24 protein-coding genes and 1 pseudogene are annotated in these 22,441 nt (G+C 69.3%); 16 read left to right on the plus strand and 9 right to left on the minus strand.

Annotation, left to right across the window (positions count from 1 at the left end):
• Positions 1 to 2: 2 nt before the first annotated feature.
• The 5 genes from MWN33_RS14975 to MWN33_RS14995 form a co-directional block, all read right to left on the minus strand.
• Positions 3 to 356, minus strand: a complete 354-nt coding sequence (locus MWN33_RS14975; protein WP_247201840.1) for a tRNA-binding protein — start codon at positions 354 to 356, stop codon at positions 3 to 5.
• 26 nt (positions 357 to 382) lie between these two features.
• Entirely contained in the window at positions 383 to 1,075 is a 693-nt protein-coding gene (locus tag MWN33_RS14980; RefSeq protein ID WP_247201841.1) for a TetR/AcrR family transcriptional regulator, read from the minus strand.
• Positions 1,076 to 1,227: 152 nt separating this feature from the next.
• Complete coding sequence (gene proC / locus MWN33_RS14985) at positions 1,228 to 2,052, minus strand: pyrroline-5-carboxylate reductase (RefSeq protein ID WP_247201842.1); 825 nt, start codon at positions 2,050 to 2,052, stop codon at positions 1,228 to 1,230.
• A 229-nt stretch (positions 2,053 to 2,281) separates the two neighbouring features.
• Entirely contained in the window at positions 2,282 to 2,782 is a 501-nt protein-coding gene (locus tag MWN33_RS14990; RefSeq protein ID WP_247201843.1) for a type III secretion system chaperone family protein, read from the minus strand.
• Positions 2,783 to 3,052: 270 nt separating this feature from the next.
• Positions 3,053 to 3,340, minus strand: coding sequence for an accessory factor UbiK family protein (locus MWN33_RS14995; protein ID WP_247201844.1), 288 nt, complete (start codon positions 3,338 to 3,340; stop codon positions 3,053 to 3,055).
• A 253-nt stretch (positions 3,341 to 3,593) separates the two neighbouring features.
• Between MWN33_RS14995 and lgt the strand changes: the two genes are divergently transcribed.
• The 12 genes and pseudogenes from lgt to MWN33_RS15055 all read left to right on the plus strand — a co-directional run bounded on the left by lgt (position 3,594) and on the right by MWN33_RS15055 (position 14,195).
• Positions 3,594 to 4,442: a prolipoprotein diacylglyceryl transferase gene (lgt, locus tag MWN33_RS15000; RefSeq protein ID WP_247201845.1), complete on the plus strand. Its 849-nt coding sequence runs from the start codon at positions 3,594 to 3,596 to the stop codon at positions 4,440 to 4,442.
• Positions 4,439 to 5,566, plus strand: a complete 1,128-nt coding sequence (locus MWN33_RS15005) for a class I SAM-dependent methyltransferase (RefSeq protein WP_247201846.1) — start codon at positions 4,439 to 4,441, stop codon at positions 5,564 to 5,566. The genes lgt and MWN33_RS15005 overlap by 4 nt, the downstream gene beginning before the upstream one ends.
• Entirely contained in the window at positions 5,563 to 6,324 is a 762-nt protein-coding gene (pgeF, locus tag MWN33_RS15010; protein WP_247201847.1) for a peptidoglycan editing factor PgeF, read from the plus strand. The genes MWN33_RS15005 and pgeF overlap by 4 nt, the downstream gene beginning before the upstream one ends.
• A 25-nt stretch (positions 6,325 to 6,349) precedes the next feature.
• Positions 6,350 to 7,500: pseudogene (locus MWN33_RS15015) on the plus strand (M24 family metallopeptidase).
• Positions 7,501 to 7,585: 85 nt separating this feature from the next.
• Positions 7,586 to 8,254 (plus strand): hypothetical protein, encoded by a 669-nt coding sequence (locus MWN33_RS15020; protein ID WP_247201848.1) that lies wholly within the window; start codon positions 7,586 to 7,588, stop codon positions 8,252 to 8,254.
• 164 nt (positions 8,255 to 8,418) lie between these two features.
• Positions 8,419 to 9,372 (plus strand): ribose-phosphate pyrophosphokinase, encoded by a 954-nt coding sequence (locus MWN33_RS15025; protein WP_247201849.1) that lies wholly within the window; start codon positions 8,419 to 8,421, stop codon positions 9,370 to 9,372.
• A 131-nt stretch (positions 9,373 to 9,503) separates the two neighbouring features.
• Positions 9,504 to 10,418 carry a hypothetical protein gene (locus MWN33_RS15030; protein WP_247201850.1) on the plus strand — a complete coding sequence of 305 codons (915 nt, stop codon included), beginning with the start codon at positions 9,504 to 9,506 and terminating at the stop codon, positions 10,416 to 10,418.
• A gap of 168 nt (positions 10,419 to 10,586) precedes the next feature.
• On the plus strand, positions 10,587 to 11,210 hold the full coding sequence (locus MWN33_RS15035) for a 50S ribosomal protein L25/general stress protein Ctc (protein ID WP_247201851.1): 624 nt from the start codon (positions 10,587 to 10,589) through the stop codon (positions 11,208 to 11,210).
• Positions 11,211 to 11,332: 122 nt separating this feature from the next.
• Positions 11,333 to 11,950, plus strand: coding sequence for an aminoacyl-tRNA hydrolase (pth, locus tag MWN33_RS15040; RefSeq protein ID WP_247201852.1), 618 nt, complete (start codon positions 11,333 to 11,335; stop codon positions 11,948 to 11,950).
• A 112-nt stretch (positions 11,951 to 12,062) separates the two neighbouring features.
• Positions 12,063 to 13,160, plus strand: a complete 1,098-nt coding sequence (gene ychF / locus MWN33_RS15045) for a redox-regulated ATPase YchF (RefSeq protein ID WP_247201853.1) — start codon at positions 12,063 to 12,065, stop codon at positions 13,158 to 13,160.
• Positions 13,161 to 13,248: 88 nt separating this feature from the next.
• Complete coding sequence (locus MWN33_RS15050) at positions 13,249 to 13,707, plus strand: MaoC family dehydratase (RefSeq protein WP_247201854.1); 459 nt, start codon at positions 13,249 to 13,251, stop codon at positions 13,705 to 13,707.
• A gap of 11 nt (positions 13,708 to 13,718) precedes the next feature.
• Positions 13,719 to 14,195, plus strand: coding sequence for a MaoC family dehydratase (locus MWN33_RS15055; RefSeq protein ID WP_247201855.1), 477 nt, complete (start codon positions 13,719 to 13,721; stop codon positions 14,193 to 14,195).
• Positions 14,196 to 14,341: 146 nt separating this feature from the next.
• Here the strand turns inward: MWN33_RS15055 and MWN33_RS19150 are convergent, their stop codons facing one another.
• From MWN33_RS19150 to petA, 3 genes are read right to left on the minus strand one after another with little or no spacing between them, the layout of a single operon-like run.
• Entirely contained in the window at positions 14,342 to 15,196 is an 855-nt protein-coding gene (locus MWN33_RS19150; RefSeq protein WP_247201856.1) for a cytochrome c1, read from the minus strand.
• Positions 15,197 to 15,206: 10 nt separating this feature from the next.
• Positions 15,207 to 16,481 carry a cytochrome b gene (locus tag MWN33_RS19155; RefSeq protein WP_247201857.1) on the minus strand — a complete coding sequence of 425 codons (1,275 nt, stop codon included), beginning with the start codon at positions 16,479 to 16,481 and terminating at the stop codon, positions 15,207 to 15,209.
• Between the two features lie 24 nt (positions 16,482 to 16,505).
• Positions 16,506 to 17,066, minus strand: coding sequence for a ubiquinol-cytochrome c reductase iron-sulfur subunit (petA, locus tag MWN33_RS15070; RefSeq protein WP_247201858.1), 561 nt, complete (start codon positions 17,064 to 17,066; stop codon positions 16,506 to 16,508).
• Positions 17,067 to 17,330: 264 nt separating this feature from the next.
• On the opposite strand from petA, the gene MWN33_RS15075 reads away from it, so the two are divergent.
• Both MWN33_RS15075 and MWN33_RS15080 read left to right on the plus strand, forming a co-directional pair.
• A complete protein-coding gene (locus MWN33_RS15075) occupies positions 17,331 to 17,810 on the plus strand; it encodes a tRNA (cytidine(34)-2'-O)-methyltransferase (RefSeq protein WP_247201859.1) in 480 nt (159 codons plus the stop codon).
• Between the two features lie 115 nt (positions 17,811 to 17,925).
• Positions 17,926 to 18,765 carry a putative nucleotide-diphospho-sugar transferase gene (locus MWN33_RS15080; protein ID WP_247201860.1) on the plus strand — a complete coding sequence of 280 codons (840 nt, stop codon included), beginning with the start codon at positions 17,926 to 17,928 and terminating at the stop codon, positions 18,763 to 18,765.
• A gap of 18 nt (positions 18,766 to 18,783) precedes the next feature.
• Here the strand turns inward: MWN33_RS15080 and MWN33_RS15085 are convergent, their stop codons facing one another.
• A complete protein-coding gene (locus tag MWN33_RS15085; protein ID WP_247201861.1) occupies positions 18,784 to 20,670 on the minus strand; it encodes an ABC transporter ATP-binding protein in 1,887 nt (628 codons plus the stop codon).
• A 126-nt stretch (positions 20,671 to 20,796) separates the two neighbouring features.
• Between MWN33_RS15085 and MWN33_RS15090 the strand changes: the two genes are divergently transcribed.
• Positions 20,797 to 21,492 carry a VIT1/CCC1 transporter family protein gene (locus tag MWN33_RS15090; protein ID WP_247201862.1) on the plus strand — a complete coding sequence of 232 codons (696 nt, stop codon included), beginning with the start codon at positions 20,797 to 20,799 and terminating at the stop codon, positions 21,490 to 21,492.
• Positions 21,493 to 21,553: 61 nt separating this feature from the next.
• Positions 21,554 to 22,435, plus strand: coding sequence for an oxygen-dependent coproporphyrinogen oxidase (hemF, locus tag MWN33_RS15095; protein ID WP_247201863.1), 882 nt, complete (start codon positions 21,554 to 21,556; stop codon positions 22,433 to 22,435).
• Positions 22,436 to 22,441: the final 6 nt, after the last annotated feature.

Genomic DNA, 22,441 nt, shown 5'->3' on the forward strand with positions numbered 1-22,441 from the left:
CCTCAGAACAGCCGCGCGCCGTTCGGCACCTCGCGGTCGGGCCGGAACAGCACCACCGCGCCGTCCTCGTCCGGGAAGCCGAGGGTGAGCACCTCCGACACCGCCGGGCCGATCTGGCGCGGCGGGAAGTTCACCACCGCCGCCACCTGCCGGCCGACCAGATCCTCCGGCGCGTAATGCACGGTGATCTGGGCGGTCGACTTGCGGCAGCCGATATGCGGGCCGAGGTCGATCACCAGCTTGTAGGCGGGCTTGCGCGCCTCCGGGAACGGCTCGGCCTGGATGATGGTGCCGACACGGATATCCACCTTGAGGAAGTCGGCGATGGTGATCTGTTCGAGCGGCGCAAGGCTCACGGGACGTTCCTCTCTGGATGGATGCCTCAGGCCATGACCGGCGCATCGGGCGGGACTGCCTGGACCTCGGCGGCCGGCGTACGATCGCGACGTCGACGGCAGAAGGCGAGCCGGGCCGCCCCTTCCACGACCCCGAGCAGGCGCGCGCCGCGCGCCAGCTCGCGGTCGAGCGCGGCCATGGTGCGGGCGAGGTCCGGCGCGTCGTCGGCGAGGTAGGTCTGCATCACCCGTGCGAAGACGAGGGCGAGACCCTGCGCGCGTACGGCGCCGCGCGCGCCCGCCGTGTCGATCTTCGCCGCCGCCAGCATCCATTGCTGCGAGCGCACGGAGAGCCGGTTCAGCGCCAGCGCGAAGAACGGGTTGCGGCGCGCCGATTCCGCCAGCGAGCGGATCGCCGCCTTGTGCGGGGCGAGCACGTCGAGCCGGCGCATCAGCACGTCGAACAGCCGGTCGCGGGCGGATTCGCCATCCATGTCCTCGTCCGCGCCCGCCAGCACCTTGCGGTCGGTCTCGCGCAGGAAGGCCGAGAGCATGTCGAAGGTGGAGCCGAAGCTGGCGCGCAGCTCGGCGAGTGATAGGCCCGCCTTGGTCGCCACCTCGCCGAGCGCGATCCGCTCGAAAGGCTTCTGCGCCAGCAGCGCGAGGAAGGCGTCGAGGATCGTCGTGCGCGGGTCGCTCGCCGGCGCGGCGGCGGCCTTCGTTCCGGGAGAGCGTGCCATGATGACCTCCTGTCGTGAACGGTGCCCCTCTTCAATCTAGGGCGTGCGGTCGGCGAGAAGAAGGCCATGGCGTACGCCGGAACGCCTTGGGATGGCGCAAGAGCGCATCAATTCTCCGAGTCAGCCGGCAAGTTCGTCAGCCCGCCAGTTCATCAGCCCGCCAGTTCGCGCGAGCGCCGGGCCGCCGCCGCCACCGCCTCGGTCAGCAGCGGGCCGAAGCCGCGCGTCTCGTCCATCAGCACGGCGAGCGCCGCCGCCGTCGTGCCGTTCGGCGAGGTGACATTCTTGCGAAGCTGCGACGGCTCGATGCCGGTGCGCACCATGAGTTCGCCGGCGCCCGCCACCGTCGCCCGCGCGATGCGGTCGGCAAGGGCGGGCGGCAGGCCGGCAGCGGCGCCCGCCTGCGCCAGCGCCTCGGCGAGCAGGAAGACATAGGCCGGGCCGGAGCCAGAAACGGCGGTGGCGACGTCGATCAGCGCCTCGTCATCCACCCATTCAACGAGGCCGGAGGCGCGCAGCAGCGCTTCGGCGATGACCCGCTGTTCCGGCGTCACCGTCGCGTTCGGCACGCCCACCGTCACGCCGCGCCCGATCGCCGCCGGCGTGTTGGGGATGGAGCGCACCACGGCGGTGCCGGGCGCGAAGAAGGATTCGAGATAGCCGATGGTGCGGCCGGCCATGACCGAGACGATCAGCGTCTGCGGCCCGGCGAGGGGGGCGACGCGCGGCAGCACATCGGGCGCCACCTGCGGCTTCACCGCCAGCAGCATCACGGAAGGGGGGCCGCCGTTCAGCGGGTTCAGCGCCACGCCGTGCTTCTCGATCAGCGCGGCGATCTCGGGAGGAGGGCCGGGGTCGATCACCGCCGTGCGCGCAGGATCGAGGCCGAGGCCCATCCAGCCCTCCAGCATGGCGCCGCCCATCTTGCCGGCGCCGACGAGCAGCACTCGGCCGGGAATGTCGGAAAGTGTGGCCATGATCGTCAGTCCCCTACCGCCGGCGCGTGGCGCGCCTCGCCGCGTTGTGCCGGGCAGGCGCGGCTTTGGCAATGGGGATCAGCGGAGCGCGGCGGCAGGCTCAGGCTGCGCCGCCCGCGTCAGACCACAATCGCGGCCGCAGCCCGAAAGGTGCCGCGCCGGGATCGCCTCCATCGGTCCGCGATCCAGGATCGGCCTGCGGCCGTCCGGGATGACGTCACTCAAGGTTTCACGCCTCGCCGACGGTCTCGAACAGCGTGGCGTCCATCGCCTCGCGGGCCGACTTGCCGGCCCAAACGACGAACTGGAAGGCGGGGAAGTAGCGCTCCACCGCCTCGATGGCGCATTCCATCATCACCTCGCACTGGCGGTCGGTCGCTTCCGCGCCGGCCAGCAGCAAAGCGTGACGGAACATGATCACGCCCTCCTTCGACCAGAGGTCGAAATGGCCGATCCACATCTGCTCGTTGATGAGCGAGAGCAGGCGCAGGACCTCGGTCTTGCGCTTCTCCGGCACCTTCAGGTCGAAGGCGCAGGCGATGTGCAGCGCCTCCACCTCGTCCATCCACTGGAAGGAAACGTGGCAGTCGGTCCAGCGGCCTTCGAGCGAGATGGTGATCTCGTCCTCGGCGGACCGCTCGAACGACCACTCGTTGAGCGCGGCCATCCGCTCGATCAGATCGAGCGGGTTGAGGCGGCTGTCGGTCTCGAAGTCACTTGTATAGGTCATGCTCGACCTCGCGAGGATGGACGCGGAGGGGGTCGAACGCACGCAACGCGGTAGCCTTGCCGGCAAAGCATTCGAGAATCGAACGAATCGCCGCTGTTCCGACTATATCGCGCTGAATCCGTACCTCGCTACGACCGTTGGGCCATGGGCCGCGGAAATGCGCTCCATGGCTGAAGTTGTCGGGGGATTCGCCCCGGTACCGCAAGCCCGCGCGCGGGGCGCCGGCGGTGCGTCCACAGCGGGGTTCCCCGCCGGTCTACTACAACTGTGTCAGCCGAGCGAATCCGGCGGGTCGATGGTGGCTTCGAGCTTGGCCTCCTTGGCCTCCAGCGCGGCAAGACGCGCGGCGAGGCGCTCGTTCTCCTCGCGGGCGGCGGCGGCGAGTTCCTTCACCGTCTCGAACTCCTCGCGGGTCACGACGTCGAGCTCGCGCAGGATGCGCTCGGCCTGCGCCCGCATCACCGTCTCCGCCTCGCGGCGCACGCCGGTGGCGACGCCGGCCGCATCGTTCATCAGCTTGGCGAAGTCGTCGAAGATTCGGCTGCTGGTCTGGGTCATGGTCATCTCGCGACTTTTGCGGCTAAGAGTTGGGCGGCTAAAACGTGCCTGGCGAACGGGTGCCGAGGGTGGACCGGCGCAATGCCGTGCCTTTACAAAAACAATGGGGCTGTGACGAGGCGTTCGCAAGGGCGCCGGCCCTTCGGGGGCGCCGCGCGCCTTGATCCTGTCACGCAAGGGGGGCAAAGCGGGGCTCTCCCTGCCGCACCCCGCCCGCCTGCGGACGGCGCGCCGTTTCCCCGCCGAGACCGACATGCCCATGCTCGCCCCGCCGATGTTCGCCCTGCCTTTCCCCAGCATAGATCCCGTGCTGATCGAGCTCGGTCCCTTCGCCATACGCTGGTACGCGCTGGCCTATGTCGCCGGCCTGCTGCTCGGCTGGTGGCTGGCCAAGCGGCTGTGTGCCTCGCCGGGCCTGTGGGGCGGACGCGCGCCGATCAAGCCGGAGGAGTTCGACGACGCGGTGGTGTGGATCGCCTTCGGCGTCATCTTGGGCGGGCGCATCGGCTATGTGCTGTTCTACAACCTGCCCTATTACGCGGAGCATCCGCTGGAGGCGCTGACCGTCTGGCACGGCGGCATGGCTTTCCATGGCGGCTTCCTCGGCTCGATCCTCGCCATGTATCTGTTCTGCCGGCGGCGCGGCCTGCCCTTCGTCTCCATGCTCGACATCGCCGCGACGGTGGTGCCGATCGGGCTGTTCCTCGGGCGGCTGGCCAATTTCATCAACGGCGAATTGTGGGGCCGGCCGAGCGATGTCGCCTGGGCCATGGTCTTCCCCCATGGCGGGCCGGAGCCGCGCCATCCCAGCCAGCTTTACGAGGCCGGCCTCGAAGGGCTGCTCATGTTCACCCTGCTGATGCTGGCCGTGCGCGCGGGCGGGCTGAAGCGGCCGGGCACGGTCGCCGGCATATTCGTGTTCCTTTATGGCTGTGCGCGCATCTTCGTGGAGTTCTTCCGCGAGCCGGACGTGCAGCTCGGCTATCTCGCCGGCGGCTGGCTCACCATGGGCATGCTGCTTTCCCTGCCGATGCTGGCGCTGGGAAGCTGGCTTGTCTGGCGCGCCCGTCATCGCCCGGCGCTCGACGTCCGCCCGGCATGACCGCCCTCGCCGACATCCTCGCCCGGCAGATCGCCCTCACGGGGCCGATCACCGTCGCCGACTACATGGAACAGTGCCTGTTCCACCCGACGCTTGGCTACTACACCACGCGCGAGCCCTTCGGCGCGGCCGGCGATTTCGTCACCGCGCCGGAGATCAGCCAGATGTTCGGCGAGTTGCTCGGCCTGTGGGCGGCGGAAACCTGGCTGCGCCTCGGCTCGCCCGCGCCTTTCGTCCTGGCCGAACTCGGCCCCGGCCGCGGCACGATGATGGCCGACATGCTGCGCGCCACCGCCCGCGTGCCCGGGATGCACGAAGCCGCGCGCGTGGTGCTGGTGGAAGCCTCGCCGCGCCTGCGCGCCAAGCAGGCGGAAACGCTGCGCGGCCATGCCGTCGAATGGGTGGAGCGGATCGAGGCGCTGCCGCCCGGCCCGCTCATCGCGCTCGGCAATGAATTCGTCGACGCGCTGCCCATCCGCCAGTTCCTGCGGACCCCGGACGGCATCGCCGAGCGCATGGTCGGCCTCGATTCCGCCGGCAAGCTCGCCTTCGGCCTGCGCCCCGGCGCCCGGCCCGACGCGCGCGGCGAAGTCCGGCTCGCCGCCGCCCCGCCGGGGGCGGTGCTGGAAACCTGCCCGCTCGGCCTCTCCATCGCCGCCACCCTCGGTGCCCGCATCGCCGTGAGCGGCGGCGCGGCGCTGCTGGTCGATTACGGCCATGCCGGCGAGCGGGAACAAGGCGGTGGCTTCGGCGACACGCTGCAGGCGCTCCACCGCCGGAGCTTCGACGATGTGCTGGCGCACCCCGGCGAAGCGGACCTCACCGCCCATGTCGACTTCGCCGCCCTCGCTCATGCCGCCACGGCCGCCGGTGCGCGCGTGTTCGGGCCCATCGGCCAGGGCGCGCTGCTGGAGCGCCTCGGCCTCGACGAGCGCGCCTTCCGGCTGAAGCGCGCGGCGAGCGACGCCGACCGGGAAATGGTGGAGGCGGCGCGCCTGCGCCTCGCCGGCACGGAAGAAGGGCAGATGGGCGCCCTCTTCAAGGCGCTCGCTCTGGTGCATCCTGCGCTGAACGAGATCGCCGGATTCGCTCCCGGCGAGGCATTCGAGGAAGGTTCCGCATGAAGGTCGAGTCCGCCGCGCTCAGCGCCCTGCCCGGCATCCGCCATGCCTTCTTCACCCGCGAGGGCGGCGTGTCGGAAGGCATCTATGCCGGGCTGAACGGCGGCACGGGCTCGCGCGACGACCAGACCCTCGTCGCCGAGAACCGCGCCCGCATGGCGGCGGCGCTCGGCGTGCCGGCCGGCCACCTGCTCACCGCCTGGCAGATCCATTCGCCGGACTGCGTGGTGGTCGACCGGCCGTGGGACGAGCGCCCCAAGGCCGATGCGGTGGCCACCGCCACGGTCGGCATCGCCGCCGCCGTCTCCATCGCCGATTGCGGCCCGGTGCTGTTCGCCGATCCTGAAGCGCGCGTCGTCGGCGCCGCCCATGCCGGCTGGAAGGGCGCGGTCGGCGGCGTGCTCGACGCCACCCTCGCCCGCATGGAGGAACTGGGCGCCCGGCGCGAACGCATCGTCGCCGCCATCGGCCCGCTGATCCGGCAGGAGAGCTACGAGGTCGGCCCGGACTTCATCGACACGCTGACGGGGCTCGATGCACGCAACGACCGCTTCCTCGCCGCCTCCGAACGGCGCAACCACGCCATGTTCGACCTGCCCGGCTACATCGCCGCCCGGCTGTCGGGGCTCGGCGTCGGCACCATCGACGATCTCGGCCTCGACACCTATGCCGACGAGGCGCGCTTCTTCTCCTATCGCCGTGCCACCCATCGCGGCGAACCCGACTACGGACGCCTCGTCGCCGCCATCACGCTGGTCTGAGGAAACGACAATCTGAGGAATTGCCATGGCGCTGCATTTCACCGGACCCGAATTCGAGCGCCGGCGGCAGCGCCTGCTCGCGGTCATGGCCGAACAGGGTCTCGACGGCCTGCTGATGTTCCAGCAGGAATCGATGTACTGGCTCACCGGCTACGACACCTTCGGCTTCTGCTTCTTCCAGTCGCTCTGGCTGGGGGCGGACGGGCGCATCGCCTGCTCACCCGCTCGGCGGACCTGCGGCAGGCGCAGCACACCTCGCTGATCGAGGACATCCGCGTGTGGACCGACCGCGCCGACGCCACGCCGCAGCAGCAGCTGCGCGACATGGTGGCCGATCTCGGCGGCACGGGCGCGCGCATCGGCGTCGAATATGAAAGCTACGGCCTCACCGCGAGCGCGGGAAAGAAACTCGACGCCGCCTTCGAAGGTTTCGCCACCCTCCTCGACGCCTCCCGCCTCGTCGACCGGCTGCGCGCGGTGAAGTCGCCGGCCGAGATCATCTATGTCCGGCAGGCGGGCAAGCTGGCGCTGGCCGCGCGCGAGGCCGCCATCGCCACCGTCGCGGGCGGCGTCGACGAGGGCGAGGTGCTCGCCGCCATGCAGGGCGCCGTCTTCCGGGGCGGCGGCGATTATCCCGCCAACGAGTTCATCATCGGCCCTGGCCGCGACGCGCTGCTGTGCCGCTACAAGTCCGGCCGTCGCGTGCTGGACGACGAGGACCAGATCACGCTGGAATGGGCCGGCACCTATCGCCACTACCACGCGGCGATGATGGAAACCGTCGTCGTCGGCCCGCCGCGCGACCGGCATCTGGAGCTGTTCGCCGCCGCGAAGCAAGCACTGGAAGCCTGCGCCCACGCCATGGTGCCGGGAAAGACCGCCGGCGAGGTCTTCGCCGCCCATGCCCACGTGATGGACGGGCACGGGCTGGAGAAGCACCGCCTCGCCGCCTGCGGCTATTCGCTCGGCGCCAAGTTCACCCCCTCCTGGATGGACCCGCCGATGTTCTACGCGGACAATCCCTGGGTGCTGGAGCCGGGCATGGTGCTGTTCGCGCACATGATCCTGATGGACAGCGAGAGCGGCACCGCCATGTGCCTCGGGCGCACCTACCTCGTCGGCGTTAACGGTAACGAGTGCTTAACGGAGGCCCCTCTGGACCTAATCGTTAATTAGTTTTAACCATTGCCGGTCCGTCGGCGACAGCCGCGACTCCGCCTGCCGGAGATACGTGGCGCGACCGACCATCTGGGGATGGTTCATGTTCGATCGACTTCGCCGCGCACTGGGCCGGCGCCTGCCGACGACGGCGGTCCTGATGGCCGCTCTGGCCCTCGGCGCCTGCCAGACCGACGGCAACAAGCCGGTTGCGGCCAAGTCCATTTCCTCCCCCTCCTCCGGCGGCAAGGCGCTCGCCTTCGAATCCATCGACGGCCCGCCCAAGCCCGTCTTCGACAAGCTGGTGGCCAACCTCACCACCGAGGCGCAGGCCCAGCAGGTTCCCATCGCCTCCCGGCAGTCGCAGGCCGCCTACCGCGTGCGCGGCTATCTCGCCGCCAGCGTCGAGAACGGCAAGGGCGAGGTGGACTGGGTGTGGGACGTGTTCGACGCCGACCGTGAGCGCGTGCTCCGCGTCGCCGGCGTGGAGAAGGTCGGCCCCGGCAAGGATGTCTGGAACGGCCTCGACGACGCGATGATCCAGCGCATCGCCGCCAAAAGCCTCGACGAGATTTCCACCCGCCTCGCGGCCGGCTCTACCCCCGGTTCCGGCCCGGCCCGCACGCTCGATCCCGCTGACGCCCCGCCGGTGCGTGAGGATGACGGCCCGGCCGTCGCCGACGGCAGCGAGGAGCCCGGCCCCGCCCTGGCCGAGACCGCCCCCGCCGCCGGCGCCCCGGCCAACGCCCTCACCTTCGCCGCCCATCCGTGATGCGTGGAAGCCGCGTGCGGATGCCCTATGCGGCCACCGCATAGGGACAAGCCGCCGCAACAGCCTCGCGCGGCTTTACAGGCCGGGCCGGCCCGCCTATCAGGTCTGCGCGACGGCTGTACGACGGTCGGGCGGCACTATTGACGGCTGGGAGCGCGCCGGAAATGTCTCAGAATAACGGTTCGATCAAACTCGTCGCCGGCAACGCAAATCGTCCGCTGGCGGAGGCGATCGGGGCGTATCTCCAGACGTCCATGACCAAGGCCGTCGTCCGCCGCTTCGCCGACATGGAGATCTTCGTCGAGATCCAGGAGAATGTGCGCGGCAAGGACGTGTTCGTCCTGCAGTCCACCTCCTTCCCGACCAATGATCACCTGATGGAGTTGCTCATCATCATCGATGCGCTGCGCCGCTCCTCGGCCCGACGCATCACCGCGGTGATCCCCTATTTCGGCTATGCGCGGCAGGATCGCCGCTCCTCCGGCCGCACGCCGATCTCGGCCAAACTGGTGGCCAACCTCATCACCCATGCCGGCGCCGACCGCGTGCTGACCGTCGACCTGCACGCCGGCCAGATCCAGGGCTTCTTCGACATCCCGACCGACAATCTGTTCTCGGCCCCGGTGATGGTGCAGGACATCAAGTCCCGCTTCGACCTCTCCAACATCACCGTGGTGTCGCCGGACGTCGGCGGCGTGGTGCGCGCCCGTGCGCTGGCCAAGCGCATCGACGCCCAGCTCGCCATCGTCGACAAGCGCCGCGAGCGGCCGGGCGAAAGCGAGGTGATGAACGTCATCGGCGACGTCGAGGGCCGGCGCTGCATCCTCGTCGACGACATCATCGATTCCGGCGGCACGCTGGTGAACGCCGCCGACGCGCTGCTGGCGCGCGGCGCCACCGAGGTGCACGCCTACATCACCCATGGCGTGCTCTCGGGCGGGGCCGTCTCGCGCGTCACCGCCTCGAACCTCAAGGAGCTGGTGATCACCGATTCGATCCAGCCCACCGAGGCGGTGCGGGTGGCGCGCAACATCCGCGTGGTCTCCATCGCCAGCCTGCTGGCCGAGGCCATCGGCCGTACCGCCCATGAGGAAAGCGTCTCCAGCCTGTTCGACTGAGCCGGCGGCAGCTCTCTACCAGAACGGCGAAAACCCGCCCCGGCGCGGCGCTTATTGTGCGCTGCGCCATTTTCGCTCCACAGTTCGGCCCCAGCCTGCCGGCTCGCTCAACGAACCGGACGACGCCCCCGATGCGACTTTCCGCGACGCATCCCGACAGTCTGCGCGCCGCCAGTCTGCGCACCCTGCCGTGCACGAAGCTGACGGGCGCCCTGCTCGCCGCCGCCCTGCTCGGCGCCCCCGCCCCCCTCGCCGCGTCCTCCCTCGATCCCTGGCAGACCATCGTCGTCGTGCCGGCGCACGAGGCGGAAGCCTCGCCCTATGACGCCGCGCAGCAGGCCGCTGCCGACGCCGACGGTACGGCGCCCGCCCAGCCGCAGCAGAATGCGCAGGAGGCGGCACACCAGGACGTGCCGGAAGACCCTTATGTACCCTTCGACCCGGAAGCCGAGACCGCCGTCGCGCCCTCGCTCTGGACGCTGATCGAGCTCGGCCTCGGCGGCGCCGACGAGCCGGCGGCGGACACGCCGGCGCAGGCCGCGTCGCCGTCCTGGCTGCCCAGCGGCAAGGACAGCGTGGCCGGCCGTGCACGCGCCGACCTGCCGACGCGGATGGACCTGCAGCAGGGCGCGGCCAGCCTCTCGGTCTCCTCCAAGGCGAGCGCCGTGGCGCCGGCCTCGGGCGCGCTCAGCACGACCGGCACTTCCGGCACCGGCGAGATCACCGGCAAGGTCGGGCTCCTGCAGGACTATGTCACCGTCTACACCGCCGGCACGGTGGGCGCCTCGGCGAGCGGCAGCACGGCCAACCTCTATGACAGCCTCGCCGTCGGCAGCACCTACAGCGTGCCGCTGGCCCCCGTCGGCCTCGGCGACCAGAAGCTCGGCGCCAGCGTGGAGTTGAACGACAGCCGCACTGTCACCACAGGGGTGGAACTGCGCGCGCCGGTGGGCGCGGCGGAGCGCTTCATCTCGGTGGAGCGCACCCAGGGACCGGATTCGGCCGGCAGCGGTATCGTGAAGGCCGGCGTGCTCGGCAAGTTCTGAGGCGGCAGGCCCCGGCGCATTGCCCGCCAAGGCTTTTGCTGCTATGAGCCGGCCCGTCCGTGGCCTTTCCGCACCCCTGGAGGCGCGCCGCGGTCAAGCAGACCTCGCCTGAAGGACCGGGCCGCGCGAGCGGCCTTCGTCCTTTTGCAACCATGTAAGGACAAGTCAATGACCGCTACCAAGCAGCTCAAGGCGCTGGCGCGCACGAAGGTCGGCAAGGGGGCCGCTCGTGCCGAACGTCGCGCCGGCCGTGTTCCCGCCGTGATCTACGGCGACGGCAAGCCCCCCGTCGGCATCACCCTCGACCATGTCGAGATCAACCGCATCATCTATGCCGGCCACTTCCTGACCACCCTGTTCGACGTCGACGTCGACGGTCAGAAGTACCACGTCATTCCGCGCGACTATCAGCTTGACCCGGTGAAGGACTTCCCGCTTCACATCGACTTCCTGCGCGTGGCGGCCGGCACCAGCCTCTCGGTCGACGTTCCGGTCCACTTCCTGAACACCGACACCGCCCCGGCCCTCAAGCAGGGCGCCACGCTGAACATCGTCAGCCACACGGTCTCGCTGAACGCGCCGGCCGAATCGATCCCCGAGGCGGTCGAGGTCGACGTGTCGAAGTACAGCTTCGGCGACTCGATCCACCTCTCCGCGATCAAGCTGCCGGCCGGCGTGACCTGGGCGGGCCATGGCGACGACACGCTGGCCACCATCACCACCCCGTCGGGCCTGAAGGAAGCCGACGCCGACGAGGCTGCGGCCGCCGCAGCGGAAGCCGCCAAGTCCTGACGTCCAGATCACGCCCGGGCCCCTCGCCCGGACGGTCCGTCAACCGAGAGCCGGAAGCCCGCTTCCGGCTCTCGTCGTTTCGGCGCCGGCTGCGGCGCGCTTCGGCGGCACGGAGGCTCGCCATGCTGCTCTTCACCGGGCTCGGCAATCCCGGGCCGAAATATGCCGGCAACCGGCACAATATCGGCTTCATGGCGGTGGACGCCATCGCCCGGCGGCACCGTTTCTCGCCGTGGCGCCGGCGCTTCCAGGGCGCGGCCTGCGAGGGCGAGATCGAGGGCGTGAAAATCATCGCCCTGCTGCCCGAAACCTACATGAACGAATCCGGCCGGGCGGTCGCCGAGGCGCAGCGCTTCTACAAGATCGAGCTGCGCGACATCTTCGTCTTCCATGACGAGCTCGACCTGCCGCCCGCCAAGGTGCGCACCAAGGTCGGCGGCGGCAATGCCGGCCATAACGGCCTGCGCTCCATCACCGCCCATTGCGGCAATGATTACCCCCGCGTGCGGCTCGGCATCGGTCATCCCGGCGACAAGGCGCTGGTGCACAACTATGTGCTGAGCGACTTCGCCAAGGCCGAGCGCGGCTGGGTGGACGCGGTGTGCGACGGCTGCGCGGACCTCGCGGGCCTCCTCGCCACGCACCGGCCGGACGAGTTCCAGAACCGCATCCACCTGTTCCTCGACGCGCAGGGCTTCGGCGCGCCGGAGAAGGCCGCCGGCGCCCGCAAGCCGGGCTGAGCGGGCCTTCCCACTCCACGTGCCTCGTGCACTTGCATTCGCCACCCGTCCTGCCTAACCACGGCGGCAACCGTTCCTCTCGCAACCGTTCCTCTCGACCGAGCATCGCACCATGGGCTTCAAATGCGGCATCGTCGGCCTGCCGAACGTCGGCAAGTCGACCCTCTTCAACGCTCTGACGCAGACCGCGGCGGCACAGGCGGCGAACTACCCCTTCTGCACCATCGAGCCCAATGTCGGCGACGTCGCCGTGCCCGACCCGCGCCTCGAAACGCTGGCGCAGATCGCCGGCTCGCAGCAGATCATCCCGACCCGGCTGACCTTCGTCGACATTGCCGGCCTGGTGCGCGGCGCCTCCAAGGGCGAGGGGCTCGGCAACCAGTTCCTCGCCAATATCCGCGAATGCGACGCCATCGCCCATGTAGTGCGCTGTTTCGAGGATTCCGATGTCACCCATGTCGAGGGCAAGCTCGCCCCGGTGTCCGACATCGAGACCATCGAGACCGAGCTGATGCTGGCTGATCTCGAAAGCCTGGAAAAGCGCGCCGGCGCGCTGGAGAAGAAGGCCAAGGGCGGCGACAAGGAAGCCAAGGAACTGCTCGACCTGATGACCCGCGCCCTCGTGCTGCTGCGCGACGGCAAGCCGGCGCGTCTGGTCGAGGTGAAGCCGGAGGAGGAAAAGGCCTTCCGCATGCTCGGCCTGCTGTCCTCCAAGCCGGTGCTCTATGTCTGCAATGTCGAGGAAGCCTCGGCGAAGGCCGGCAACTCCCTCTCCGCCGAGGTTTTCGCCCGCGCGGCGGAGGAAGGCGCCAAGGCCGTCGTCGTCTCCGCCAAGATCGAGAGCGAGATCGCCGTGCTGCCGGCCGACGAGCAGAAGGACTATCTCGAAGCCATCGACCTCGAGGAGCCCGGCCTCAACCGCATCATCCGCACCGGCTACGAGTTGCTGAAGCTCGTGACCTATTTCACCGTTGGCCCGAAGGAAGCGCGCGCCTGGACCATCACATCAGGCACCAAGGCGCCGGGCGCGGCGGGCGTCATCCACTCGGACTTCGAGAAGGGCTTCATCCGCGCCGAGACCATCGCCTATGACGACTATGTCAAGGGCAAAGGCGAGGCCGGCGCGCGCGATGCCGGCCGCCTGCGGCTGGAAGGCAAGGAATATGTCGTCGCCGACGGCGACGTGCTGCATTTCCGCTTCAACAACTGAGGCGACGGTCCGCCCGACGCGGCCCGCGCTTGACCTTCGCGCCTCTCTCGCCTGTCATGGCGAGCTGCGTGAGGGAGTTCGACGAGCGATGCTCTTCTGGGAGGACTTTCAGGAGGGCCATGTGGCGACCTGCGGTCGCTATGTGGTCGGGCGCGAGGAGATCCTCGCCTTCGCGAACGACTACGATCCGCTGCCCATCCATCTCGACGATTCCGCCGCCGAGGCGACGCGGCTCGGCGGGCTGTCGGCCTCCGGCTGGCACCTGTGCTGCATCTTCATGCGCCTCGCTGCCGACGGCTTCCTCACCAATTCCGACTGTCTCGGCTCGCCCGGCCTCGACGAGGTGCGCTTTCTCAAGCCCGTGCACCCCGGCACGGTGCTGAGCCTGCGCCGCGAGGTGCTGGAGACGCGCTCCTCCAAGAGCCGGCCGGAGATGGGGCTCGTGAAGTTCCGCTTCGAACTGGTCGACGCCGACGGCACGGTGATGACCGATCTCGTCGGCACCGTGCTGTTCGGCCGGCGCAATCCCGGCTTCCGGCCGATCTGAGGGGGTGGGCGATGCGGTTCTTCGAGGATATCGAGATCGGTGCCACCACGCGTCTGGGCTCCTACACCTTCAGCGAGGCGGAAATCCTCGCCTTTGCCCGCGCCTGGGACCCGCAGTCCTTCCATCTCGACGCGGCGGCGGGCGCGCGCACCCATTTCGGCGGGCTCGTCGCCTCCGGCTGGCAGAGCGTGGTGGTGAGCGCGAAGCTGCGCGCGCAGGCCTGGGCGCGCGAGGGCGAGACCCTGCGCCGGGCCGGCCTGCGGGCGCCGCGCATCGGCCCCTCTCCCGGCTTCAAGGAGCTGAAATGGCTGCGGCCGGTGCGGCCGGGCGACACCCTCACCTTCGAGAGCGAGGTGACGGCGAAGAAGCCAAGCGCGACACGCCCGGAATGGGGCCTCGTCTTCACCCGCGAGACCGGGACCGACCAGCACGGCCGCCTCGCCTTCGAGCTCACCAACTGCGTCTTCGTGGAGCGACTGGAGGCGTAATCCTCCCGCCCTCATGATGCCTACGCTCGTGCCGCCTGCCCCGAGCCGTTGCTCGACGGGCGCGTCAGCCCCGCCAACGTTGTCCCAACGCAAAAGGGCCCCTCTCGGGGCCCTTCGCATGTCGGTCTCCGGCGGGAGAGCGCGGCTCAGTGCTCGACGCTCTTCCAGACCTTCTTCTTGGTGAAGTACAGCAGGCCGGCGAAGATGATGAGGAAGATCATCGCCTGGAAGCCGATGCGCTTGCGCGCTTCCAGATGCGGCTCGGCGACCCACATCATGAAGGCGGTCACGTCGCGCGAATACTGGTCGACCGTCTGCGGCGTGCCGTCGGTGTAGGTCACCTGGTCGTCCGAGATCGGCTGCGGCATCTTGATGGCGTGGCCGGGGAAGTACTCGTTGTAATGCGCGCCTTCCGGCACCGTGAAGCCCTCCGGGGGCTCCTTGTAGCCGTTCAGAAGGGCGTGGATGTAGTCCGGCCCCTGCTCCTGATACTGCGTCAGGATGTCGATCAGGAAGCCGGGGAAGCCGACCTCGTAGGTGCGCGCCTTGGCCAGCGTCGAGAAGTCCGGCGGATAGGCGCCGCCGTTCGAGGCGCGGGCCGCCTGCTCGTTCGGGAAGGGCGAGGGCCAGTGGTCGGACAGGCGGCCGGGCCGGTCGAACATGTCGCCGGCGTCGTTCGGCCCGTCCTGGATCTGGTAGCTCTCGGCCACCGCCTTGGCCTGCGCCTCGCTGAATTCCGGCCCGCCCGGCTGGGCGAGGTTGCGGAAGGCGAAGAGGTGCGCGGAATGGCAGGAGGAGCAGACTTCCTTGAACACCTGGAAGCCGCGCTGAAGCTGCGCCCGGTCGAACTTGCCGAACGGGCCGGCGAAGCTCCAGTCCTCGCGGTGCGGCTTGGGAGCGCCATGCTCCTGCGCCAGCGCGGGGCCCGCGAGGCCGAGGACCAGCGAGGCCACGGCCAGGGGACGGAGAAGGGAGGAACGGAAGGACATGGTGTTGCTCATCGTGTTCCGCTCAGCCCTTGGTCTGCGGCGCCGAGACGCCCACGGAGGCGGGAGCCGCGCCCTTTTTCTTGCCCAGCACAGCCTCGGTGATCGAGGCCGGGATGGCCTTCGGCTTCTCGAACAGGCCGAGCAGCGGAAGGATGATCAGGAAGTGCGCGAAGTAGTACACCGTCAGGATGCGACCGGCGATCACGTAGCCGCCCTCCGCCGGCTTGGAGCCGAGCCAGCCGAGGCCGACGCAGGCGACAAGCCAGATCCAGAAGAACTGCTTGTAGAGCGGGCGATAGGTCGCCGAGCGCACCTTGGAGGTGTCGAGCCACGGCACGAAGAACAGCACCAGGATGGCGCCGAACATCGTGAGCACGCCGCCGAGCTTGTCCGGCACCGCGCGCAGCATCGCGTAGAACGGCAGGTAGTACCATTCGGGCACGATGTGGGCGGGCGTCACCAGCGGGTTGGCCGGGATGTAGTTGTCGGCGTGGCCGAGATAGTTCGGGATGTAGAACAGGAACCACGCGAAGAAGATCAGGAAGCACACCATGCCGAACCCGTCCTTGATGGTCGCGTAGGGCGTGAACGGAACGGTGTCCTTCGGGCTCTTCGGCTCGACGCCGGCCGGGTTGTTCTGGCCGACCACGTGCAGCGCCCACACGTGCAGGACGACGACGCCCGCGATCATGAAGGGCAGCAGGTAATGCAGCGAGAAGAAGCGGTTGAGCGTCGGGTTGTCGACCGCGAAGCCGCCCCACAGCCATTCGACGATGGTCGGGCCGACCACGGGGAAGGCCGAGAACAGGTTGGTGATGACGGTAGCGCCCCAGAAGCTCATCTGGCCCCACGGCAGCACATAGCCCATGAAGGCGGTGGCCATCATCAGCAGGTAGATGATCACGCCGAGGATCCACAGCACCTCGCGCGGGTTCTTGTAGGACCCGTAATAGAGGCCGCGGAAGATGTGGATGTACACCGCGATGAAGAACATCGAGGCGCCGTTGGCGTGGATGTAGCGGATCAGCCAGCCATAGCTGACGTCGCGCATGATGTGCTCGACCGAGTCGAAGGCCAGCGTCACATGCGGGGTGTAGTGCATCACCAGCACGACGCCGGAGATGATCTGCACGCCCAGCATCAGCGACAGGATGCCGCCGAAGGTCCACCAGTAGTTCAGGTTCCGCGGGGTCGGGTAGGCGACGAAGGAGGAATGAACCAGCCCGACCAGCGGCAGCCGGCTTTCGAACCACTTGAGCGCCGGGTGCTTCGGCTCGAACGTGGAGTGTCCGCTCATTTTATGCAGCTCCCTGTGGGCCGATCAGCCGATGGAGATCTTCGTGTCGGACACGAAATTGAAGGGCGGAATCGCCAGGTTCTCCGGCGCCGGGCCACGGCGCACGCGCCCGGCCGTGTCGTATTCGGAGCCGTGGCAGGGGCAGAACCACCCGTCATACTCGCCGGAATGACCGATCGGCACGCAGCCCAGATGCGTGCAGATGCCGATCACCACCAGCCACTTCTCCTTGTCGACGGCGGCGCGGTTGGCGTCCGTCGCCGGCGCGTCGGCGGGCAGGTTGGCGTTGCGGGCGACCGGGTCAAGAAGCGCGGAAACCTGCACTTCCTTGGCCTCGTTGATGTCCTTCTCCGTGCGGTTCCACACGAAGACCGGCTTGCCGCGCCACTTCACGGTGACCATCTGCCCTTCGGCGATCTGCGACAGGTCGACCTCGGTCGACGACAGCGCGAGAACCGAGGCATCGGGCTGGAGCTGGGAGATGAAGGGCCAGACGACGGCCGCGGCACCGACCGCGCCCATGGCGCCGGTCGCGATGTAGAGGAAGTCGCGGCGCGTGGTACCCGCCGTCTCAGTTGCTGCCACGATTGGTTCCCTTTCCCCTCATGCCCGCAACCGCACCCACCCGCGAAGCCCGCCTCGATCCGTTGTCGGATGCTCGCGCGAAACGGGCGTGCGGCCGCGTGGCGCGCGGTCGACCCTACCTTCGAGTGCCTCTAATTGCATCGGAACCGATCCTTGTCCAGATGAAGGCAGTGCGGCAGTCCGTCCTTCCCCCATCTGTCCGCGCGCCCGGGACCCGGCGGCGCCGGAAAAGGGCGCAAGGCCCGCACAGGAGACGACAATCGGATGACGCTGGCGCTCGCCCTCTACCAGCCGGACATCGCGCAGAATGCCGGCACGCTGGCACGCGCCTGCGCCTGCCTCGGCCTCGGCCTGCACATCATCGAACCGGCGGGATTCCCGGTCGGCGATGCCGGCTTCCGGCGCGCCGGCATGGATTATCTCGACCGCGCGGTGATCGCGCGGCACGCGAGCTTCGCCGCCTTCGAGGCATGGCGGGCGGCGCAGGGGCGCCGGCTGGTGCTGTGCACGACTCACGGCGCGGTCGCCCATACGGACTTCGCCTTCCAGGGCGACGACGTGCTGCTGCTGGGACGCGAGAGCGCCGGCGTGCCGGAGGCGGTGCACGCAGCGGCGAATGGGCGCATCCGTATCCCGCTGGTGGCGGACGCCCGCTCGCTCAACGTGGCGCTGGCCGGCGCGATGATCCTCGGAGAGGCCCTGCGCCAGACGCACGGATTTCCGCGTCAGCTGCGAGGCAGCTGATTCTCGTGCTTGCGATTGCTGCGGGATAACGGGATACCTGCCGGCAAAGAAGGTTCGGGCGCCGCGCGGCCCGGGCCGAGGTGACGCCCGAACGAACATACCGGATTCCCGATTTATGCGACCCGACGCCGGACACGACGCAGACACCTCCCTCGCCGTCCAGCCGCCGGTCATCTTCACGGTCATCGACGAATCCTATGCCGAACTCGGCCGGGCGTGGGCGCGGTCGGTCCGCAAAACCACCGGCATGGAGCCCATCTTCATCTGCTCGGATGCCCGCGCCTACGCGATGCTGGGCGACAGCGGCCATGTCTGCGAGGACGCCTCCGGCGGGCAGCCCATGTCGCGGTCCGAAAAGACCCGGTATCCCGACAGCACCTTCCCGAACGACCAGGCCTCGTTCACCAACTCGCTTAAGATGACGACCGCCCTCGCCTATCTCCGGCAGGGCCGCTCCGTCCTCTACAGCGACGTGGATGCCATCTGGCTCAGGGATCCCGTCGACGACATCCTGCGCGGCGAGGCCGACATGGCCTTCCAGCCCGGCTCCTTTCCGCAGGAGGCCAAGACGGCGTGGGGCTTCTCGGTCTGCATGGGCTTCTTCTTCATGCGGCCCGGCGAGGCCGTCATCGACCTGCTGGAGACCTCCATCCGCCGCTTCGACGGCAGCGACCAGCGCGGCCTCAACCTGAGCCTGCTGGAGGGTTTCGACCTGCGCTGGGAATCGCGGCCGGCGAACTGGGAGCATGGCCGCATCGAGGACGGCTGGACGCGCTCGGTCGCCGGGCGCTGCGGCAGGACCGGGCTGCGGCTCTCCGCCCTGCCGCACAGCTTCTACCAGCGGCACGGCACGCGGCCCGAAACGATGGACCACGCCTATGTCTGCCACCCCAACTCGCCGAAGGACCCCGCCGCCAAGCTCCGCATCCTGCGCGAGCTGGGGATCGAGCTTTAGGCACGGCGACGCGCTTGGCTACTCCGCCGCCGCCTCGCGTTCGCGCGCCGGCTCGCCTTCCGCTTCCTCGGCGTCGATGAAGCCGCCGGACTGGCGCTGCCAGAGGCGGGCATAGAGGCCGCCGCGCGCGACCAGCTCGGCATGGGTGCCGCTCTCGACGATGCGCCCGTGCTCCATCACCACCAGCCGGTCCATGCGGGCGATGGTGGAGAGGCGGTGGGCGATGGCGATCACGGTCTTGCCCGCCATCAGCGTGTCGAGATTGGTCTGGATCGCCGCCTCGACCTCCGAATCGAGCGCCGAGGTGGCCTCGTCCAGCACCAGGATCGGCGCGTCCTTCAGCAGCACGCGGGCGATGGCGATGCGCTGGCGCTGGCCGCCGGACAGCTTCACGCCGCGCTCGCCGACATGAGCGTCGAGCCCGATGCGGCCCTGCGGGTCGGCCAGTTCGGCGATGAACTCGGCGGCATGGGCGCGCCGCGCCGCCTCCCACACCGCCGCCTCGTCGGCGTCGGGACGGCCGTAGCGGATGTTGTCGCGCACCGAGCGGTGCATCAGCGAGGTGTCCTGCGTCACCACGCCGATCTGCGCGCGCAGGCTCTCCTGCGCGATGCCGGCAACGTCCTGCCCGTCGATCAGCACGCGGCCCTTCTCGGGATCGTAGAAGCGCAGCAGCAGGCTCATCAGCGTCGACTTGCCCGCGCCCGAGGGGCCGACCAGCCCCACCCGCTCGCCGGGACGGATGACCAGCGACAGGTCGTCGATGACGCCCGCCCCCTTGCCGTAGTGGAAGCTGACATCGTCGAAGCGTATCTCGCCGCGCACGGCGGCCAGCTCCGGCGCGCCGGGCGCATCCACCACCTCGCGCGGGCGCGCCAGCGTGGTGATCGCCTCCTGCACAGTGCCGACATTCTCGAACACGCCGGTCACCACCCACATGATCCAGCCGGACATGTTGGTGATGCGGATGGCGAGGCCCGTGGACAGCGCGATGGCGCCGAGATTGATCGCCCCGATCGACCACAGCCAGAGGCCGAGCCCGCCGACGCCGCCGAGCATCAGGCTGTTCAGCACGCTCACCGTCGCCGCCATGCGGGTGATGTGGCGCTGCTGGCGGCTGTTGTCGTCGATATTGCGGGCGAGCGCCGAGCGGACATAGCTGTCCTCGCGGTCGGAATGGGCGAACAGCTTCACCGTCAATATGTTGGTGTAGCTGTCGACCACGCGTCCGGTCAGCGCCGAATTGCTCTCGGCGGTGCTCTTCGACAGGTGCCGTATCTTGGGCACGAAGACGGTGAGCGCGACGATGTAGAGCACGATCCACGCCACCATCGGCATGGCGAGCCGCCAGTCGGCCTCGGCGAAGAGCAGCACCGCGCTGACCGCGTAGATGCCGGCGTACCAGAGCGCGTCGATCACCTCCACCACCGAGCCGCGCACCGCCGGCCCGGCCTGCAGCACGCGGGTGGCGATGCGACCGGCGAAGTCATTGCTGAAGAAGCCCACGCTCTGGCGGATGATCCAGCGATAGGACTGCCAGCGGATCATCGGCCCGACCTTGGCGGTGATCGACTGGCGCACCAGCAGGTCGTGCAGCAGGTTGGCGCAGGGGCGCGCGACCACCACCACGAAGCCCATCCACAGCAGCAGCCCGCCATGGTCGGCGAAGATCGTCTGCGGGCTGGAGGACTGAACGAGGTCGACGATCTGGCCGATATAGCGGAACAGCGACACCTCGATGATGGCGACCAGGAAGGCGGCGCCGAGCGCGGCGACATAGACCCAGCCGGTCTGCCGCACGAAATGCCAGTAGAAGGCAAGCAGCCCTTCGGGCGGACGCTCGATGGGCGTCGGCCGGAAGGGATCGACCCGATTCTCGAAGAAGGCGAAGATGCGCGCGAACATGCGCCGCCTTCTGCGCCGCCCTTGCGGCACCAGTGTGTCGGAACCGCATCTGCGTGCCCTCCATCATCATACCCGCGTAAAGCGGAGCGGGGAAACTGCTCCACCAACCTGAGGGAGACGAGACCGATGCGCCCGCGCCACGCCGAACGACACTTCATGGACCGCGCCGGCTGGCTGCGCGCGGCGGTGCTGGGGGCCAATGACGGCATCCTGTCCACCGCGAGCCTGATCGTCGGCGTCGCCGCCGCCGATGCCGAGCGCAGCGCCGTGCTGCTGGCCGGCATCGCCGGTCTGGTGGCCGGGGCGATGTCGATGGCGGCCGGCGAATATGTCTCGGTGTCCTCGCAGGCCGACACGGAAAAGGCCGACCTCGCCCGCGAGCGCGAGGAACTCGCCACCGATCCCGCCGCCGAACACGCCGAGCTGGCGGCCATCTATGTGGCGCGCGGGCTCGATCCGGCGCTGGCGGAGGAGGTCGCGACCCGGCTGATGGCCGCCGACGCGCTGGAGGCGCATGCGCGCGACGAGCTCGGCATCAACGAGATCACCGCCGCGCGGCCGGTGCAGGCGGCATTGGCCTCGGCGGCGAGCTTCGCAGCCGGCGCGGCGCTGCCGCTGGCGACGGTGCTGCTGGCGCCGGACTCCAGCCTGCCGGTCACTGTCTCGGCGGCGGCGCTGGTCTTCCTCGCCGTGCTCGGCGTCGCCGGCGCGCGGGCCGGCGGATCGGACCCGCTGAAGGCGGCCGGCCGCGTCACCTTCTGGGGCGCGCTCGCCATGGCGGCGACCTATGTCATCGGCGCGCTGTCCGGCTCGGTCGTCTGAGCCCGCCCTTCCGGCCGGCCGCGCGAGCGGCTAGAACGCGGCAGCCGTCCGGGAGAGTGCCATGACCGACGAGACCGACGCCCGCAAGCAAGCCGCCCGCCTGTGGTTCGAGGAATTGCGCGACCGCATCTGCGCCGCCTTCGAGGCGCTTGAGGACGAGGCGCCGGACGCGCTCTATCCCGGCGCGCCCGGCCGCTTTGAGCGCACGCCGTGGCAGCGTACCGACCATTCCGGCGCGCCGGGCGGCGGCGGCGTCATGTCGATCCTGCGCGGAAGGCTGTTCGAGAAGGTCGGTGTGCACTGCTCGACCGTGCATGGCGAATTCGCGCCCGAATTCCGCAAGCAGATCCCCGGCGCCGAGGAAGACCCGCGCTTCCACGCCACCGGCATCTCGCTCATCGCCCACATGACCAACCCGCACGTGCCGGCGGTGCACATGAACACCCGCTTCGTCGTCACCACCAAGGCGTGGTTCGGCGGCGGGGCCGACCTCACCCCGGTGCTCGACGCGCGCCGCACGCAGGAAGACCCGGATTCGCTCGCCTTCCACGCAGCGATGCGCGGCGCCTGCGAGGGCCGCCCGCACATCGACTACGAGCGTTACAAAGCGTGGTGCGACGAGTATTTCTATCTGCCGCACCGCAAGGAGATGCGCGGCATCGGCGGCATCTTCTACGACTGGCTGGATTCGGGCGACCGCGACGCCGACTTCCACTTCACCAAGGCGGTCGGCCTCGCCTTCCTCGACGTCTATCCCCGCCTCGTGCGGGCGAACATGGCGACGCCGTGGGACGCGGCGGCGCGCGAGGAACAGCTCGTCCGCCGCGGGCGCTATGTCGAGTTCAACCTGCTCTACGACCGCGGCACGCTGTTCGGCCTGAAGACCGGCGGCAATGTGGATTCCATCCTCTCCTCCATGCCGCCGGTGGTGAAGTGGCCGTGAGGATTG

This window comes from Ancylobacter koreensis, assembly GCF_023016525.1.
Classification (GTDB): Bacteria; Pseudomonadota; Alphaproteobacteria; order Rhizobiales; family Xanthobacteraceae; genus Ancylobacter; species Ancylobacter koreensis.

Bases quoted from the DNA above. Each gene is read 5' to 3' on its own strand.
- MWN33_RS14980 (WP_247201841.1), bottom strand. From the start codon at position 1,075: ATGGCACGCTCTCCCGGAACGAAGGCCGCCGCCGCGCCGGCGAGCGAC.
- proC (WP_247201842.1), bottom strand. From the start codon at position 2,052: ATGGCCACACTTTCCGACATTCCCGGCCGAGTGCTGCTCGTCGGCGCC.
- MWN33_RS14990 (WP_247201843.1), bottom strand. From the start codon at position 2,782: ATGACCTATACAAGTGACTTCGAGACCGACAGCCGCCTCAACCCGCTC.
- MWN33_RS14995 (WP_247201844.1), bottom strand. From the start codon at position 3,340: ATGACCCAGACCAGCAGCCGAATCTTCGACGACTTCGCCAAGCTGATG.
- lgt (WP_247201845.1), top strand. From the start codon at position 3,594: ATGCCCATGCTCGCCCCGCCGATGTTCGCCCTGCCTTTCCCCAGCATA.
- MWN33_RS15005 (WP_247201846.1), top strand. From the start codon at position 4,439: ATGACCGCCCTCGCCGACATCCTCGCCCGGCAGATCGCCCTCACGGGG.
- pgeF (WP_247201847.1), top strand. From the start codon at position 5,563: ATGAAGGTCGAGTCCGCCGCGCTCAGCGCCCTGCCCGGCATCCGCCAT.
- MWN33_RS15020 (WP_247201848.1), top strand. From the start codon at position 7,586: ATGTTCGATCGACTTCGCCGCGCACTGGGCCGGCGCCTGCCGACGACG.
- MWN33_RS15025 (WP_247201849.1), top strand. From the start codon at position 8,419: ATGTCTCAGAATAACGGTTCGATCAAACTCGTCGCCGGCAACGCAAAT.
- MWN33_RS15030 (WP_247201850.1), top strand. From the start codon at position 9,504: ATGCGACTTTCCGCGACGCATCCCGACAGTCTGCGCGCCGCCAGTCTG.
- MWN33_RS15035 (WP_247201851.1), top strand. From the start codon at position 10,587: ATGACCGCTACCAAGCAGCTCAAGGCGCTGGCGCGCACGAAGGTCGGC.
- pth (WP_247201852.1), top strand. From the start codon at position 11,333: ATGCTGCTCTTCACCGGGCTCGGCAATCCCGGGCCGAAATATGCCGGC.
- ychF (WP_247201853.1), top strand. From the start codon at position 12,063: ATGGGCTTCAAATGCGGCATCGTCGGCCTGCCGAACGTCGGCAAGTCG.
- MWN33_RS15050 (WP_247201854.1), top strand. From the start codon at position 13,249: ATGCTCTTCTGGGAGGACTTTCAGGAGGGCCATGTGGCGACCTGCGGT.
- MWN33_RS15055 (WP_247201855.1), top strand. From the start codon at position 13,719: ATGCGGTTCTTCGAGGATATCGAGATCGGTGCCACCACGCGTCTGGGC.
- MWN33_RS19150 (WP_247201856.1), bottom strand. From the start codon at position 15,196: ATGAGCAACACCATGTCCTTCCGTTCCTCCCTTCTCCGTCCCCTGGCC.
- MWN33_RS19155 (WP_247201857.1), bottom strand. From the start codon at position 16,481: ATGAGCGGACACTCCACGTTCGAGCCGAAGCACCCGGCGCTCAAGTGG.
- MWN33_RS15075 (WP_247201859.1), top strand. From the start codon at position 17,331: ATGACGCTGGCGCTCGCCCTCTACCAGCCGGACATCGCGCAGAATGCC.
- MWN33_RS15080 (WP_247201860.1), top strand. From the start codon at position 17,926: ATGCGACCCGACGCCGGACACGACGCAGACACCTCCCTCGCCGTCCAG.
- MWN33_RS15085 (WP_247201861.1), bottom strand. From the start codon at position 20,670: ATGTTCGCGCGCATCTTCGCCTTCTTCGAGAATCGGGTCGATCCCTTC.
- MWN33_RS15090 (WP_247201862.1), top strand. From the start codon at position 20,797: ATGCGCCCGCGCCACGCCGAACGACACTTCATGGACCGCGCCGGCTGG.
- hemF (WP_247201863.1), top strand. From the start codon at position 21,554: ATGACCGACGAGACCGACGCCCGCAAGCAAGCCGCCCGCCTGTGGTTC.